The sequence below is a fragment of the Pseudomonas sp. FW306-02-D09B genome (genome assembly GCF_058782685.1).
Window position 1 is genome coordinate 74,301 of the sequence record NZ_JBYSXY010000010.1, and the last position, 16,631, is coordinate 90,931.

The 16,631-nt window shown below is 59.8% G+C and carries 14 protein-coding genes and 1 tRNA gene; 9 read left to right on the forward strand and 6 right to left on the reverse strand.

The genetic code is table 11. The annotated features are described in order from the left end of the window. Positions 1–162: 162 nt before the first annotated feature. From pgaA to AC3WK5_RS17630, 5 genes are all read left to right on the forward strand, one after another. Positions 163–2,643, forward strand: a complete 2,481-nt coding sequence (gene pgaA / locus AC3WK5_RS17610) for a poly-beta-1,6 N-acetyl-D-glucosamine export porin PgaA (RefSeq protein WP_103319472.1) — start codon at positions 163–165, stop codon at positions 2,641–2,643. 12 nt (positions 2,644–2,655) lie between these two features. Further along, positions 2,656–4,653, forward strand: coding sequence for a poly-beta-1,6-N-acetyl-D-glucosamine N-deacetylase PgaB (pgaB, locus tag AC3WK5_RS17615; protein ID WP_103319470.1), 1,998 nt, complete (start codon positions 2,656–2,658; stop codon positions 4,651–4,653). 1 nt (position 4,654) lies between these two features. Next, complete coding sequence (gene pgaC, locus AC3WK5_RS17620) at positions 4,655–6,016, forward strand: poly-beta-1,6-N-acetyl-D-glucosamine synthase (RefSeq protein ID WP_054595027.1); 1,362 nt, start codon at positions 4,655–4,657, stop codon at positions 6,014–6,016. Then, on the forward strand, positions 6,013–6,534 hold the full coding sequence (gene pgaD, locus AC3WK5_RS17625) for a poly-beta-1,6-N-acetyl-D-glucosamine biosynthesis protein PgaD (protein WP_054595028.1): 522 nt from the start codon (positions 6,013–6,015) through the stop codon (positions 6,532–6,534). The genes pgaC and pgaD overlap by 4 nt, the downstream gene beginning before the upstream one ends. Before the next feature lie 122 nt (positions 6,535–6,656). Beyond that, the gene (locus AC3WK5_RS17630; RefSeq protein WP_103319469.1) at positions 6,657–6,836 is read left to right on the forward strand and encodes a hypothetical protein; all 180 of its coding nucleotides are present in this window, start codon (positions 6,657–6,659) and stop codon (positions 6,834–6,836) included. On the opposite strand, the gene AC3WK5_RS17635 is transcribed toward AC3WK5_RS17630, so the two are convergent. Both AC3WK5_RS17635 and AC3WK5_RS17640 read right to left on the reverse strand, forming a co-directional pair. Then, positions 6,837–7,436 (reverse strand): transglycosylase SLT domain-containing protein, encoded by a 600-nt coding sequence (locus tag AC3WK5_RS17635; protein WP_256585307.1) that lies wholly within the window; start codon positions 7,434–7,436, stop codon positions 6,837–6,839. It lies immediately after the preceding gene. Between the two features lie 250 nt (positions 7,437–7,686). Further along, the gene (locus AC3WK5_RS17640; protein WP_103319467.1) at positions 7,687–8,523 is read right to left on the reverse strand and encodes a sterol desaturase family protein; all 837 of its coding nucleotides are present in this window, start codon (positions 8,521–8,523) and stop codon (positions 7,687–7,689) included. Between the two features lie 69 nt (positions 8,524–8,592). Here AC3WK5_RS17640 and AC3WK5_RS17645 point away from each other — a divergent pair, with 69 nt between their 5' ends. After that, positions 8,593–9,591 carry an AraC family transcriptional regulator ligand-binding domain-containing protein gene (locus AC3WK5_RS17645; RefSeq protein ID WP_103319465.1) on the forward strand — a complete coding sequence of 333 codons (999 nt, stop codon included), beginning with the start codon at positions 8,593–8,595 and terminating at the stop codon, positions 9,589–9,591. A gap of 168 nt (positions 9,592–9,759) precedes the next feature. On the opposite strand, the gene AC3WK5_RS17650 is transcribed toward AC3WK5_RS17645, so the two are convergent. The 3 genes from AC3WK5_RS17650 to AC3WK5_RS17660 all read right to left on the reverse strand — a co-directional run bounded on the left by AC3WK5_RS17650 (position 9,760) and on the right by AC3WK5_RS17660 (position 10,871). Continuing rightward, complete coding sequence (locus AC3WK5_RS17650; RefSeq protein WP_103319463.1) at positions 9,760–10,002, reverse strand: hypothetical protein; 243 nt, start codon at positions 10,000–10,002, stop codon at positions 9,760–9,762. Between the two features lie 12 nt (positions 10,003–10,014). Further along, positions 10,015–10,515, reverse strand: a complete 501-nt coding sequence (locus AC3WK5_RS17655) for a hypothetical protein (RefSeq protein WP_103319461.1) — start codon at positions 10,513–10,515, stop codon at positions 10,015–10,017. A 279-nt stretch (positions 10,516–10,794) separates the two neighbouring features. Next, a tRNA-Arg gene (locus AC3WK5_RS17660) sits at positions 10,795–10,871 on the reverse strand. Positions 10,872–11,220: 349 nt separating this feature from the next. Between AC3WK5_RS17660 and gabD the strand changes: the two genes are divergently transcribed. The 3 genes from gabD (at position 11,221) to AC3WK5_RS17675 (ending at position 15,468) form a co-directional block, all read left to right on the forward strand. Beyond that, entirely contained in the window at positions 11,221–12,663 is a 1,443-nt protein-coding gene (gene gabD / locus AC3WK5_RS17665; RefSeq protein WP_054595050.1) for an NADP-dependent succinate-semialdehyde dehydrogenase, read from the forward strand. A gap of 176 nt (positions 12,664–12,839) precedes the next feature. Beyond that, complete coding sequence (gabT, locus tag AC3WK5_RS17670; RefSeq protein WP_103319459.1) at positions 12,840–14,117, forward strand: 4-aminobutyrate--2-oxoglutarate transaminase; 1,278 nt, start codon at positions 12,840–12,842, stop codon at positions 14,115–14,117. 136 nt (positions 14,118–14,253) lie between these two features. Then, entirely contained in the window at positions 14,254–15,468 is a 1,215-nt protein-coding gene (locus tag AC3WK5_RS17675) for a response regulator (protein ID WP_103319456.1), read from the forward strand. Between the two features lie 130 nt (positions 15,469–15,598). Here the strand turns inward: AC3WK5_RS17675 and AC3WK5_RS17680 are convergent, their stop codons facing one another. After that, positions 15,599–16,588, reverse strand: a complete 990-nt coding sequence (locus tag AC3WK5_RS17680) for a GGDEF domain-containing protein (RefSeq protein WP_103319454.1) — start codon at positions 16,586–16,588, stop codon at positions 15,599–15,601. Positions 16,589–16,631 lie beyond the last annotated feature (43 nt).

Sequence of the window (16,631 nt, forward strand, 5' to 3'; positions counted from 1 at the left end):
CCGTTGTATTGAATCTGAACAAATGTTGTGTTCCTGATAGTGGTCTAACCTTGCGTGAAATACTGCGTTTGCAAAACCTTGTCGGGTGATTGCCCGACTTCCCGTTTCGAACCAGGCAAGGGGGGTATGAGACTCCGGCTCGCCATGTAAGGATGCTGACGAATGCCACGTATTACTCGTCCTTTTACTGTTCTTGGCCTGCGCCCTCTGATTCGCATGGCCTTGTGCAGCCAACTGCTTTGGCCGGGTCTGGCGTTCGCGGATACCGCCTACGACCAAATGATTCGCGATGCGCGTACTGGTAACTACGCACCGGTGTTGACGCTGTTACGCAACGTGCCTGCTAGCCAGGTGACCACCGGCCAGGTCAGCGACCATTTGCAGATCGCCAGTTGGGCCGGTCTCGACGCCGAAGTGGTTCAGGTTTATGAAACTCAGGGGCGCAACCGGGTGCTGCCGATTCAGGCGCTGACCGCCACCGCTCGTGCCTACCGCAATCTCAAGCGCTGGGACTCTGCCACCGAGCTCTACCGCAAGGCACTGGCGCTCGAACCTGCGAATGCTGACCTGCAACTCGGCCTGGCCATGACCCAGGCCGATTCTGGAAACCCCGTCGAGGCCGTCAACCGTGCCAAGGCTCTCGTCGCGGCCAAACCTGACGATCCGGCCCGGCGCCTGGCGCTGGGCTACGCCTTGACCCGTTCCGGTGCGACCTATGACGCGTTGTTCGAATACGACCAGGCGTTCATCCGCGCCGGGAGCAAACCTGACGTCGCCCGCGAATACGTTTTCGCCCTGCAACGCGCACGGCTGCCAGAGCCGGCTTTGCGTCTGGCCCGTCAACGTCCGGGGTTGATCGATCCGGTGACGCAGCGCCGCCTCGAAGGTGATGTGGCGGCAGAGCGCGTGCGGCTGGCGGAATTTGCCACGCGCAGTGAAAAAGAACGTTACGACATCGCCGATCGTGCCTTGAGCGACTACGACCAGTTGCTGGCGACCTGGACCCCGGATGCACAGGCTCACGACGACGTGGTTCGTTGGCGCATCGACCGCATGGGCGCACTCAAGGCCCGCGCGCGCACGGCTGAGGTCATCGGCGAATACCAGAAACTGCTCGCTGAAAACGTGAAAATTCCAACCTACGCCATGCGTTGGGTGGCGGCTTCCTATCTGGATCAACGTCAACCGGACGTCGCGACAGACTTGTATCGCCAAGTGCTGGTCGCACCGGACGCCGACCCGGCTGACCGGGTAGAAGACACCACGGCGCTGTTCTACGCCTTGATGGAAAGCGACAAACCGCAGGAAGCACGCACCGTCGCCGAAAACCTGGCCAAGACTCAGAGCTCGCGGGTGGAGCTCAAAGGCTTGCCGATCGGCAATCCCAACGATTCATGGATGGACGCGCAACAACTGGCCGCCCAGGCGGGCACCTATAGCGGTAACTTGCCCGCTAGCCAGCAAGGCCTGGATGCCTTGGTTGAAAAAGCACCGGGCAACGTCGGTTTGCGTCTGGCGCAGGCGAATGTCTACCTGGCGCGTGCCTGGCCACGCCGTGCAGAAAATCTGCTCAAGGAAACCGAGAGCATGGCCCCGCGAGATATCGGTCTGGAAGTCGCGCAAGGGCATACCGCGCAGGATTTGCAGGAGTGGCGCCAGCTCGATGCGTTGACCGATGACGTCGCTGCGCGATTCCCGGACAACCGTGCGGTGCAGCGTTTGGAGCGTCAGCGTGAGGTGCACGACATGGCCGAACTGCGCGTGTCGACCTATGGCGGCAAGAGTTATGGCGGTGGCAGCAACGGTGCCGGTGCAGTCGCTGGCAGCAAGGACTTTGGCATTGAGACCACGCTCTACAGTCCACCGATCAATGAGGACTGGCGTGTGTTTGCAAGTGCCGGTTATGCCACTGGTGACTTCCAGGAAGGCACCGGTCGTGACCGTGTCGAACGGCTTGGTGTCGAGCGCCGAACCCGCGATATGACACTGGAAGCGGAAGTCTCCAATCACAACTTCGGCTATGGCAACAAACAGGGCGCGCGCCTGTCGATTGCCCGCGACATCAATGATGCCTGGCAGTATGGCGGCAGCCTCGACTACCTCTCGGCCACTACGCCGCTGCGGGCACTGAACAGTAACGTCACCGCCAACGGCGGCAGCGGTTTCCTGCGCTGGCGCGCCAACGAAAGCCGCGAGTGGAAACTGGCGGTCAGCCCGTCGCACTTCAGCGATGGCAACAATCGTCTCGAAGCATTGCTGACCGGACGCGAAGGCGTGTACAGCGCACCGGGGGTGCAGGTCGACCTCGGTCTGGAGGTCGGCACCAGCCACAACAGCAAGAATGAGGACGTTCCCTACTTCAACCCCAAGTCGGACTTCAGCGTCCTGCCGACGGTCAGCGTCAATCACGTGCTCTATCACCGCTACGAAACTTCGTGGAGTCAGCAGTTCCAGGTCGGTGCCGGTACATACAGCCAGCGTGATTACTCCACTGGCGGTGTAGGCCTGCTCAGCTACGGCCAGCGCTTGAGCTGGAATGATGTGTTCGAGGTCGGTGCCGCGCTGAGCGCGATCAACCGGCCCTTCGACGGCGATCGAGAAACCGATCTGCGCCTGCTCGTCGACCTTACCTACCGTTTCTAGAAGAGTTTGAAGATGCCTCTGATGACCCGTTGCATCCTTCTGTTGGGCGTTTTGCTGATCAGCGCCTGCGCCCGGCAAGCCCCGACCTTTGCGCCACCGGCACAGCGACCGCTGCCGGCCAATGAAGCGCCATGGCCGAAAAACCATGTGTTGGGAATTGCCTATCACGATGTCGAAGACCGCGACCCTGATCAGGCGCTCGTTGCGGTGCGCACCGAGCGGATGATCGAGCAGCTCGCGTGGCTGCGTGAGAACGGCTACAAACCTGTCACCGTCGATCAGATCATCGCCGCGCGCAAGGGGGGGGGCGAACTGCCAACCAAAGCCATTCTGTTGAGTTTCGACGATGGTTATTCGAGCTTCTACACCCGTGTGCTACCGGTGCTGCGGGCCTATAACTGGCATGCCTTACTGGCGCCCGTCGGTACCTGGATCGATACACCACCGGATAAGCTCGTGGACTTCGCAGGTGATATGCGACCGCGTTCGGAGTTTTTGACCTGGACGCAGATCTCTGAAATTTCCAGGTCCGGGCTGGTGGAAATCGCCGCTCACACCGACGCCAGCCACAAAGGCATCCTGGCCAATCCGCAAGGCAACCTGCAGCCGGCGGCGGCGACTCGTCGTTATGACGCTGCGACCGGTCGCTATGAGTCGGAAGCGGATTTCCAGGCTCGTCTGCGCAAGGACGTGGTCACCATTACCGAAAAAATCCGCAAGGCTACCGGTTATAACCCGCGTGTATGGGTTTGGCCGTACGGCACGGCCGATGGCACCACATTGCAGGTGGTCGATTCCCAGGGTTACCAGATGGCCCTGACCCTGGATGACGGGCTCGATGCACTCGACAACCTGATGAGCAGTCCGCGTTTCCTGGTGGCCTCGGACCCGGATGGCGAACACTTTGCCAACAGCATCGTCGCGGTGCAGTCCAGCTCACCGATGCGCGTGGTGCATGTCGACCTGGACAACGTTTATGACCCGGACCCGGCCCAGCAGGAAGTCAATCTGGGCAAGCTGATCCAGCGCATGGCCGACATGGGCGCCAACACCGTGTTCCTGCAAGCCTTCGCCGATCCACAGGGCGACGGTCTGGTGCACTCGTTGTACTTCCCGAACCGCCACCTTCCGGTTCGCGCCGACATCTTCGACCGGGTGGCCTGGCAGTTGCGTACTCGCGCTCACGTCAAGGTTTTTGCCTGGATGCCGGTGCTCAGCTTTGCCCTCGATCCAAAACTGCCCCGGGTCACCCGTTGGGACCCGGCCACAGGCCAGACCTCGGTTGACCCGGGACAGTATCGACGGCTGTCGCCGTTCGACCCGACCGTGCGGCGCATCATCGGTGAAATCTACGAGGACGTGGCGCGTCTGACCTCGGTCGACGGCATCCTCTACCACGACGATGCAGTGCTGTCGGACTTCGAGGACGCCAGTCCCGAGGCCTTGCGCACCTATGCGGCCAACGGCTTGCCGGGGTCGATGGCGGCCCTGCGCGATGATCCGGCGATGATGCAGCGCTGGACTCGGTTCAAGAGTCGCTACCTGATCGACTTCACCAAAGAGCTCACCGCCAAGGTTCGCGCCATTCGTGGGCCACAGGTGCTGACGGCGCGCAACATCTTCGCCGAACCGATGCTCAACCCGCCCAGTGAGGCTTGGTTCGCGCAGAATCTCGACGACTTCCTCGGCACCTACGACTGGACCGCACCGATGGCAATGCCGTTGATGGAAGGTAAACCCCTCAAGCAATCGGGTGAATGGCTCGAAGAGTTGGTGGCCACGGTCAAGGTCCGGCCGGGAGCACTGGAGCGCACGGTGTTCGAATTGCAGGCCCGGGACTGGACGAAGAAAAGCGGCGCCGACATCGATGGCGGGCAACTGACCGACTGGATGGGTCGCCTCAAACGCCAGGGAGCGACCAGTTTCGGTTACTACCCGGACAACTTCCTTGAGAACCAGCCGGACCTGAAAACCGTGCGTCCCGCGCTCTCCGACAAGTGGAATCCATAACATGCTGGATAGACTTCTAGCTCTGCTGGTCCTGGCGATCGTCCTGGGGATTCCCCTGGGGCTGATCTTTCTGGTCACCGGGCAATTCTTGATGGACTTCGTGTTTTTCTATCCGCTGTTCATGTCCGGACTGTGGATCGCCGGTGGCCTGTATTTCTGGCTGCACTGGGAGCGCCACTGGCCGTGGAAGGACGATACGCTGCCGCCGCCGCTGGCGGGTGAACCGCTGATTTCGATCCTCATCCCTTGCTACAACGAGGGTGATAACGCGGCCGATACGATTCACGCCGCGCTGGGTCAGCATTACCCGAACATCGAAGTGATCGCGATCAACGACGGCTCCAAGGACAACACCGCCGCCGTCCTCGATGCCCTCGCTGCTGAAGACCCGCGCCTGCGGGTGCTGCACCTGGCGGAAAACCAGGGTAAAGCGGTGGCCTTGCGCATGGGCGCCATTGCCGCACGCAGTGAGTACCTGGTGTGTATTGACGGCGATGCCTTGCTCGCGCCGAACACGGCGGCCTATCTGGTGGCTCCCATGCTGGACAACGCCCGACTTGGTGCGGTGACCGGCAACCCACGGATTCGAACCCGTTCGACGCTGGTCGGGCGTGTTCAGGTCGGTGAGTTCTCTTCGATCATCGGTTTGATCAAGCGCACCCAACGGGTCTTCGGGCGGATTTTTACAGTGTCCGGGGTGATTGTGGCGTTCCGTCGTTCGGCGTTGCATCGGGTCGGCTATTGGAGCCCGGACATGATCACCGAAGACATCGACATCAGCTGGAAGCTGCAACTGGATCACTGGAGCATCTTCTACGAGCCGCGCGCGCTGTGCTGGATTCTGATGCCGGAAACCCTGTCCGGGTTGTGGAAGCAGCGTTTGCGCTGGGCCCAGGGCGGCGCCGAGGTGCTGTTCAAAAACATCCGCGGCATCTGGCAGTACCGCCATCGCTACCTCTGGCCGCTGCTGTTCGAGTACTGCCTGTCCACCGGCTGGGCCTTCACCTTTTTTCTGTCGGTGATTTTCTGGGGCGTGGGCAAGTTCGTCGACATGCCGGCCGCCATTGCCGTGCACCACTTGCTGCCGCCGGCCTTCACCGGGCTGTTGCTGGCGATGGTCTGCTTGCTGCAGTTCGCGGTCAGCATCCTGATCGACCGTCGCTACGAGCGCGGGCTATGGAAAACCATGTTCTGGGTGGTCTGGTATCCGTTGGTGTTCTGGTTCATCAGCCTGCTCACCACCCTGGTCAGCTTCCCCAAAGTCCTGTTTGGCCAACATCAGAAGCGTGCGCGCTGGGTCAGTCCCGACCGTGGCATCAAGCCGCTGAATGACGATGACGATGACGAGGAGTTCAGCAAATGAAAATCATCAGAACCCGTCAACGACCATTTCTGGTCGTCATTGATGCCTTTTTCACGGTATTGGCCTGGTTCGGCTTGCTGTACCTGCTGGTAAGCGGCCTCTGGCCATTGTTTGATACCCACGAAGGGTTGCGTATCGAATCGACGATGCTCGACGCCCTTGGCACGCTGCAAATCTACTTGTGGGTGGCGTTGTTCAACGCGGTGGTCCTGATCTCCTGGGCGCGTTACCAGCACCGCAAGAGCAAAAGCTTCGCCCAGCGTCGTCTACCGGCACCGGTGATCGATGACAAAGGCTTGAGCATAAGCTTCAACCTGACCGAAGAGCATCTGGCTCAACTGCGCGATCTGGGAACCATGGTGATCCACAACAACGAAGACGGCGACGTCAGCCACGTTGTCCCACGCTTCTTGCGCATCGATCCCGAGCTCCAGAAGCAGTTGCACCCGCCGGCCTCACTGGTGCATCAGAAGGCGTTGGTGTTGGCGGCAAATGACGATCAGATGCCTGTGACGTGAGCTGCGGTAAGGTTTGACTGAAAGTTTTACAGGGCTATTGCGGTCTGAGCGTTCAGGGCATTGGCGTCGTTCGTCGAAAGCGAGCACTATCGAGCCAATTACTGGTGCGTTGGAGGCCAGCTGTGACACAACGAATAGACCGCATTGCCCAATTGCTCAACTGCCCGATCAAGGGCGAAGAAATGCGCCGGGCGATCACTGAAGCGCGCAAGGACTTTCTTCTCGACGACGATGAAGAGGATGACGACGAGGAGGAGCCTGCCGAGGTGGACGTCGTGGATGAGCAGTCATCCAGGGCATGACTACCACCAGCTGCGGTTGCTCTCCAGTTCGCCCCTGCATTGCCGGAGTTGCCAGCCATAATCTTTCGCCTGTTGCTCAACCTTGCGCGCGACCTGCATCAGCCAGGGTTTCTGTAGATAGGTCTGGCGACTGAACCCGCCACGTCCTTCGTGGTAGGCAAGGTACTGGCTGTAGGCATCCCATTTGGAAACCCCCAACTGACGCTGAGTGCCGGCGACGTACCAGCCGACGAACATGATCGCGTCGTCAAAGTTGTCACGCGAACCGCCGTTGCCGGTCGCGCTCTTGTACTCGCTCCACACCGGATCCTGCGCCTGGGCATAGCCGTATGCCGAGCTGACCCGTCCCCAGGGAATAACCCACAAAAAGTAGTAGCGAGGGGGCAGGGCATCGTGCACAAAGCTGCTTTCCTGCTTGATGATCGCCATCGCCACATGCGGCGGCAGGCCCCAGGCCTTCTCCATCTTCAGCGAATCTTCGTACCAGGCCGGGTATTGGCGGTAGATGCTGCAAAGGTTGCTTTGCTCTCTTGGCGGTGTCGTCGAGCAACCCGCCAACAAGCCCAAGGCGATGAGTACGACTAAAAAACGTCCGTGCAAAAATCACTCACTTGGCGATTGGCCAATCCTTATCGGTTCAAAACAGGGTGGGGGATACAGCGTGATCGTTGTTTGCTAACAAGCCAGCCGCCAAACCACAGACTACCCAAGAAACCACCCAAGAAACTACCCAGGAAACCAGCCTGGAAACGGCACGAGGGCAGATCGTGGCTGTATTGTGTCATCAGCCAGCGACCACCCGGTGTGATCCGGCATGTGGGCCAAATGAAAAGTGGGCACTGGGAAGTACTCAAAGATCGTGTTGCCGCACACGCTTTGGCGAACGAACCAGCGGCCAGAACAGCTCCTGCTGCCACGTCACCGGATGCAAATCCTCAATGCCATAGGTTGAGGGGCGACGCCGGGTGATCTTGGCCGTACCGAATAGCACGTCCCAGAAGAACAGGAGATTGCCGAAGTTTCCCTTGTAGTGGGTTACGCCGTCATTGGCGTTCAAACCATGATGGGCCGCATGGGTGGCGGGGGTCGAAATGGTTCGTTCGAGGACCCACATCAGCGGACGCAAGGCCGGAATGCGGTAGAGTTTTTCATCCCAGGCGACGCTGCTGTGCGCGGCGAAGATGACCGTCATCTTGACGATCAAGTAACCGTAGTAAACCGGTGCCAGGCCCAGGTAGATGAGGGCTCCGGACAGCCAGATACCTGGCATCAGCAGGTAGTAAAAGCTGTTGTTTCGATAAACGATGCGAATGCTCATGTAGGGCGCCGAATGGTGAGCGCGATGCAGGGCATAGAGAAACGGCAGCCGATGGGTCAGGCGATGCCACCAGTACTGGGTCAAGTCATCGAACAGTAGAAACAGCCCGAGGCCTGCCACCCAGTGAATGTTGGCCAGGCTGTTCTTGAGTTGAGGGGCCAAACCGCCGAGCAGCAGGTTGCTGAGGAACATCACCAATGGAAAGGTGAGACCCAGCAGGAGCGACGAACCGATGATCTCGATCAGCGTATCGCGGCGCTGGCCTTTGGGTTGGCGGAAACAGGTGCACGCGATTTCCAGCAGGATGAAACCCAGAAAAATCCCGGCGACGACCAGAATTGGATTGTTGGCGAGCATTATTGTATTCATGGCAATCTCGAGTCAGGCCCGACCTGGGCATTGCCTGAGCAATAAGAAACCATGAGCCTTCCAGACAACATGTGCGAAATGGACAAAATCACTCGAGAAGAGGCCAATCAGCCAGCCCGCCGCTTTCATCGAGGGCAGCTCGGACAGGTTCTGGAACGTGTACTGCATAAGCAGACACGCAGTAACCGACGCGATTACAGCCTGCTTGAGCTTGAGCAATTGTGGACGGCGGCGGCCCAACAAGATCCTGCCATTGGCCTGCACCTGTTCGCCGGGTTCACCCCGCAGGACTGCCACGAGCTGACGTACATCTGCATGTATTGCCCGGACGTCAGCGCAGCTATCCAGTGCTGGTGTGACTATGCGGGGCTGGCGTCGGACATGGACAGCGTCAAGCTGATCAACGATGCCCATGGCCTGGGCGTAGAGCTGCGTATCGACGCCCCCGCCAAACTGGCCCGCTACGTGGTGGAACATTACTGCGTGATGGCCGTGACCCAACTGCGCAAAGCCACGGGCGAACCGGTCCGGCCGGTGCTGGCTCACTTCGCCCATCCACGACCAACCTACCACGCCGAATACACCCGATGGTTCGGGGATAACATCGTGTTCGAGTGCGCGCATAACTGCCTGTATTACGACCCGAGCGTCTTGCGGTTACCTTTGCTGACGCGACACGACGGGATGGCAGAGTTGTTGCGCAGTGAGATGGATCGACGGATCGCCCGGCATCTCCAGCTCAATGGCTGGACCGGAAAAGTCGCGGCCGGCATGCGACAAAGCCTGGCGCGCGGCGTGGTACCCAGCCTGGAAAATCAGGCAGAGGCTTTGCACCAGAGCCCGCGTACCTTGCGCCGGCGCATGGAAGAGCAAGGCATGACGTTCCGCCTGCTGCTCGATCTGGTGAGGGCCGAGCTGGAACAGCATCTTGAATTTCTGGGTGAGAACCGCGCGCAAATTGCCAGTCAACTGGGTTACGGGGACCTGGCTGCGTATCTGCATGCACGTAAACGATGGCGGCGTGAGCCATTTGACGATCGCATTCGCGATGTCGAGGAGGGTAAGTAACGCAGAGGAAGTGAACTGGTGTGGGTGGAAGCTCGGTTCACAGCGAGCAGCGCCTAGCTCTTGGCGGGCTTGCGCCTGTAATGCATTGACCATCACCAAAACGGCAGCAATCGGCCTACGGCAGTCAGCCTGCTTCAATCGAAGGCAGGCCCCCCTTTTTACATCACTTCAGTCAACCTCCACAAACCGCCGCCTGGTCACGAACAGCCCCGCGCCCATCGGCACGGCAAGGACCGACATCAATCCCAGGTCAAAGCCCAGCAACCGGGCCTGGCTCACTGCGACGCAGCCGATTGCGCCAGCCACCACCAGCGTCACCCCTAGCCACTTGCGCAGCGGGTACGGCTTAAGAAACCGATCAAGTAGAAAGGCCAGCGCCACGACGATGACCGTCTGGGTAATTTCGGACATGTGCAGCCCCACTCAGGTCTTGATGATCAGGGATTCGGAAGAGCGCTGTGGGCCAATCCCACCATTGACCTGCGCCTGGATGCTGACGATGACGTCGCCAGCATGGTAGGTGGGCAGAGTGTCATTGACGTACGAGCGCACACCCGCCGTTACAACAGTGCCTGCGGCGAAACTGCCTACAGGCCCGGCTAAACCGCCCACAGTACCGGCAGTGCCACCGAAGGCGGAGGCGGCCAGGTTGGCGAGTTTGGTGCGTTGGGTATCCAGGGCGTCGGCCTGTTGCCGGGTCAGCGGCTTGGAGATGCCGATCATCATCACGCACGGCAGGTTCTTGGCCTGCATCTTGTCGTACACCTCTACGACCTTGCTGTTGACCTGATAGTGGGCGCTTTTCGCTTCGCCAAAATGAAGCTCGCGCAGGCGGCCGCGCTCGCTGTCGGTGAGGGTGATCTGCGAGACGTTGAAGACGATCCCGTGCGGGGTCATGTATTGGAAAGTCCCTTCGGCCTTCATTGCGAGCATCCTTTCGAGCAAGAGGAGGATTCTCTATAAACAGCGCCCAAGATGCAAAGGCTTTGGTTTCGAAGGTTTTTCGTTGGGCTGGATAGCCCTTGTGATGGATTTGCGCTTCCCACTGTCCTTTATTAACGGCAGGGCCGCGATTCCTGATTGTTGCCTTTTCGACCATTCCCGCCACCGTGAGTGCGGCAAGCTTGTGGCAAAAACGACGATCAGGACCAGGACAGGTTTTTATCAGGAGCGCTATTCCCTTGTCATACAAGGGAAAGAAGATGGTGCACCAGGCGGGATTCGAACCCACGACCCCTGCCTTCGGAGGGCAGTACTCTATCCAGCTGAGCTACTGGTGCAATGCGGGCGCCATGATACTCATATGCGCTGCGGGCGTCCATGCTGCTGAATAGCCTGATGTTTCGCGCCCGCCGAGCGGGTGTTTACTACGTTGATCAGAAAAATATGGCAAATGCGGCGTTTTCGTTCTTTTTTTCGAACAGCCTATTGTCCTTTACCCCCTTTGATCCTAGGATTCGTTTGAGATTTCAAACGCTCTTGTCTGGGTGCTGAACCGCACGAGCTTCAATAGTGCGCTATTTATGTGCTTCAGCCCGGTGAATGATTTCCCTGACGGCAGCCTTCAAGGCGCCTTTCTACAATCATAATTTGCTCCGCGCGTGCGCGGTGCTGTTAAGGAAAGCCGACATGCAGCTTAAAGACACCCTGTTGTTCCGCCAGCAAGCCTTCATTGATGGCGCCTGGGTCGATGCGGACAATGGTCAGACGATCAACGTCACCAACCCGGCAACGGGCGAAATTCTGGGCACCGTGCCGAAAATGGGCGCTGCCGAAACCCGCCGTGCCATCGAAGCTGCTGACAAAGCGCTGCCGGCCTGGCGTGCACTGACCGCCAAAGAGCGCGCGAACAAGCTGCGTCGCTGGTTCGAACTGATTATTGAGAACCAGGACGACCTGGCTCGCCTGATGACTCTGGAGCAGGGCAAGCCATTGGCCGAAGCCAAGGGCGAAATCGTTTACGCCGCATCCTTCATCGAATGGTTCGCCGAAGAAGCCAAGCGCATCTACGGCGACGTGATTCCGGGCCACCAGCCAGACAAGCGCCTGATCGTGATCAAGCAGCCAATCGGCGTGACCGCTGCCATCACTCCGTGGAACTTCCCGGCTGCGATGATCACCCGTAAAGCCGGCCCGGCCCTGGCCGCTGGCTGCACCATGGTGCTCAAGCCTGCTTCGCAAACGCCTTACTCGGCCTTCGCCCTGGCTGAGCTGGCCCAGCGTGCCGGTATCCCGAAAGGCGTGCTGAGTGTTGTCACCGGCAGCGCCGGCGACATCGGCAGCGAGCTGACCAGCAACCCGATCGTGCGCAAGCTGTCCTTCACCGGCTCGACCGAGATCGGTCGTCAGCTGATGGCTGAATGCGCCAAGGACATCAAGAAAGTTTCCCTGGAACTGGGCGGCAACGCACCGTTCATCGTGTTCGACGACGCGGACCTGGATAAGGCCGTCGAAGGCGCGATCATTTCCAAATACCGCAACAACGGCCAGACCTGCGTCTGTGCCAACCGTTTGTACATTCAGGATTCGGTGTACGACGCGTTCGCTGAAAAACTCAAAGTGGCCGTGGCCAAACTCAAGATCGGCAACGGTCTGGAAGAAGGCACCACCACTGGCCCGTTGATCGACGGCAAAGCGGTAGCCAAGGTTCAGGAGCACATTGCTGATGCCCTGAGCAAAGGCGCGACCCTGCTGGCCGGTGGCAAGGTGATGGAAGGCAACTTCTTCGAACCGACCATCCTGACCAACGTTCCGAAAAGCGCTGCTGTGGCCAAGGAAGAAACCTTCGGTCCATTGGCGCCACTGTTCCGCTTCAAAGACGAAGCCGAAGTGATCGCGATGTCGAACGACACCGAGTTCGGCCTGGCCTCGTACTTCTATGCGCGTGACCTGGGTCGTGTGTTCCGTGTGGCTGAAGCCCTGGAATACGGCATGGTCGGCGTCAACACCGGGTTGATCTCCAACGAAGTCGCGCCGTTCGGCGGCATCAAGGCCTCGGGCCTGGGCCGTGAAGGCTCCAAGTACGGCATCGAAGATTACCTGGAAATCAAATACCTCTGCCTGGGCATCTGATCAGGTAAGGAATTAAACGCAAAGGGCACGAGAGCGCTGTCCCTTTGCGGGCTTCAAACGTTATTTCTCGGTGGCCGGGAAAGCTGTGGCAGTCGATCATCGCATGCTGCCGTAGTTGCCTCCCCGCCACGTATTCCTTGGACCACGCCGCCCGATGAGCGGTGAATGAGGACTTTATGAGCAAGACCAACGCATCCCTGATGAAACGCCGCGAAGCCGCCGTACCACGCGGTGTTGGCCAGATTCACCCGATCTTCGCCGACCATGCGAAGAACGCCACCGTGACCGACGTTGAAGGTCGCGAGTTCATCGACTTCGCCGGCGGTATTGCCGTGCTGAACACCGGTCACCTGCACCCGAAAGTCATCGCGGCCGTGACCGAGCAGCTGAACAAGCTGACTCACACTTGCTTCCAGGTGCTGGCTTACGAACCGTACGTAGAACTGTGCGAAAAAATCAACGCCAAGGTTCCAGGTGATTTCGCCAAGAAGACCCTGCTGGTGACCACTGGCTCCGAAGCTGTGGAAAACTCCATCAAGATCGCCCGTGCCGCCACCGGCCGTGCTGGCGTGATTGCCTTCACCGGTGCGTACCACGGTCGCACCATGATGACCCTGGGCCTGACCGGTAAAGTCGTGCCTTACTCGGCCGGCATGGGCCTGATGCCAGGCGGCATCTTCCGCGCGCTGTACCCGAACGAACTGCATGGCGTGAGCATCGACGATTCGATCGCCAGCATCGAGCGTATCTTCAAGAACGACGCCGAGCCGCGTGACATCGCTGCAATCATCATCGAGCCGGTTCAGGGCGAAGGTGGTTTCTACGTTGCGCCGAAAGAATTCATGAAGCGTCTGCGTGCCCTGTGCGACCAGCACGGCATCCTGTTGATCGCTGACGAAGTACAAACCGGCGCTGGTCGTACCGGTACCTTCTTCGCCATGGAACAGATGGGCGTTGCGGCCGACCTGACCACTTTCGCCAAATCCATCGCAGGCGGCTTCCCGCTGGCCGGTGTGTGCGGCAAGGCTGAATACATGGACGCCATCGCTCCAGGCGGCCTGGGCGGCACTTACGCCGGTAGCCCGATCGCTTGCGCCGCTGCGCTGGCGGTGATGGAAGTGTTCGAAGAAGAGCACCTGCTGGATCGCTGCAAGGCGGTTGGCGAGCGTCTGGTTACTGGCCTCAAGGCCATCCAGGCCAAGTACCCGGTGATCGGTGAAGTGCGTGCCCTGGGTGCGATGATCGCGGTTGAACTGTTCGAAAACGGCGACAGCCACAAGCCTAACGCCGCTGCTGTCGCCAAAGTCGTGGCCAAGGCGCGCGACAAGGGTCTGATCCTGCTGTCGTGCGGCACTTACGGCAACGTGCTGCGTGTGCTGGTGCCGCTGACTGCACCGGACGAGCAACTGGATAAAGGTCTGGCGATCATGGAAGAGTGCTTCTCCGAGCTCTGATTGCGCAGTGTGACCTGATCGACAAAAAACCCGCTTCGGCGGGTTTTTTTTGTCACTTGAAACACATCGGCGGCTTTTGCGCTGTATCGAATGGCCAGCATTGTCTAAGGTGCAAGCATTGCCTCGGAGTGAACTGATGACCGCTGTTGATTTACCGGCTGTACCGCGAGTGCTGATCGCCGAGGCTGACCCTTGGTCTCGAGACCTGCTCAAGCAGGTGTTGCTGCACGTGCGCTGCGATGCGCGGCTGGATCTGTGTGCTGATGGCCAGCAGGCGCTGGAGTTGTTGAGTGAACATCCCTATGACCTGGTGATTGCCGATTGGGAGCTTTCCGGTGTCGATGGCCTGGGCTTGCTACGTAGCGTGCGTCAGCGGCGGCGTAACCCGGTGTTGCCGTTCATTCTGATGAGCAGCCGCAACGACAGCGCCAGCGTGCGCGAGGTATTGCCGCTGGCCCCGACGGCCTATCTGACCAAGCCCCTGAACATGGAAGGTCTGACTCAGCGCCTGCAGGATTTGCTCCTGAGCGCCGGCCAGACGGTTTCCTGTGACGTTCCGGCGCTGGCGCCCGGCATGACCTTGTCGACCTTCCTTGAGCGTCGGCGTGAGTTGGCGGACGGCGCGCCGTTGCTCACCGACGTGCAACTGGCAGTCAAGCGCAGCCTGAACCCCAATGGCCTCGATCTGAAGCTGCTGGAAGAAGAAGTGCGCACTGACCCGCAGATCACTGCGGTGCTGATCGCCGCCGCCAACAGCGCCTCGCAGCACCTTGGCGACACGGTGCAGACCGTGTCCCAGGCCTTGCATCGCCTGGGCACCGGACAAAGCATGAACCTGATCGTTGGCCTGGCCCTCAAGCGCAGTGCGAAGCTGAGTGATCCGTGCCTGGCCGATTACGCCGAGCGCTACTGGGAGCTGTCACTGCACACCGCAGAATACGGACGGAGCCTGGCGCGCTTGCTTGATCTCGATCAGGAGCGTTGCTATTGCGCCGGCATGCTCCATCGTCTCGGCGATCTGGCGCTGTTGCGTTGCTTGCAGGAGTGGAAACAGGCGGGGGGCGAACTGGACGAGCTGGAAGAGGTCGGCGACGCATTGGCTGAATTTGGCGCGGCCTATGGTTCGGCGTTGCGTACTCGCTGGCGGCTTCCGTTGGAGTTGCGAGAGCTGATTGCGGCGGTCTATCAGCTCGGTGGCGGGGTGTATTCCCGTGAAGCGCTGGTGATGAACCTGGCGGCGCAACTCGCTCGCCTGACCGAGCATGAAGGCGTTGAAGAACTGGCCAAAAGCCGAACGGCGCGCCTGCTCAAAATCGGCCTGCCGGAACTGATGCGCTTGCGAAAAAAATGATCCCGATCCGAACCCCGTAGGAGCAAGGCTTGCCCGCGATTGGGGCACCTCGGTCTTGCAGAAACACCGCGGTGATGCAATCGCGGGCAAGCCTTGCTCCTACGGATCGGTGTTGTTCAAGCCATTGGGGTCAGCCGGAGATAATGCGGTTCTTGCCCTGGCGTTTGGCTCTGTACATCGCGGCGTCGGCGCGGGTGTACAGGCTGTCGATGGCTGCATCTTCTGCCGTGAGGCTGGTCAGGCCCAGGCTGACGGTGATACCGAAGGTCTGTCCGTCATGGCTGAAACTCAAGCGCTGGATTTCCCGTTGCAGGCGCTCGGCGACTTGCCTCGCCATCTCTGGCGCGCAGCCAGGGAATATCGCTGCAAACTCTTCACCGCCAATGCGCCCGAACAGGTCACCACGGCGCAATGCGGCGCGTCCGCATTCGGCGAGTTGTTGCAGCACTTGATCGCCTTGCTGATGGCCGTACGTGTCGTTGATGAGTTTGAAGTCATCGATATCCAGCAACAGAAACGCCAGCGGTGAACCTTGCAGGCGAGCCTGTTCGAACTCGTGGCTGGCGCATTCGAAGAAGTGTCGACGGTTGCTGCTTTGGGTCAGCACATCGGTGGTGGCGAGGCGTTGCAGCTCGGTTTCCAGCTGCTTCTTTTCGGTAATGTCCTCGGCGAAGCCGACTACGATCAGCGGTTGCCCGGGTTCGGCCTGACGATTGATGAAGCACTTGTCGCTGAGCCAGCGCACTTGGCCGTCGGCGGCGAAGATTCGGTATTCGCGGTCTTCAACTGCGCCTTTTTCCAGCACTTGGGCAAGGCTGCGTTCGGCATAGTCCAGATCGTCCGGGTAAACGCTGTCGCGCCATTGATGATAGTCAGCCAGCAGCAGGCCGGCCGAGCGACCGAAAATCCGTTCATAGGCCGGGCTGACATACAGCACCTGACGCGTTTCCCAGTTGAAAGCCCAGAGAACGGCATTGACGCTGACCAGCAACGAACTGAACAACTGTTCACGCTCGCTCAGGCGCGCGACTTCGCCCTGGGCATGCATCAAGGCCATCAGGGTTTGCGCGGCCTCGGGCCACTGTGGGTAGGGTAGGTCTTCCAGGTTCTTATTGACCATCGGCACAACTCTCAAAGGGCGTGCCGCAAGTTCGATAGCGGCC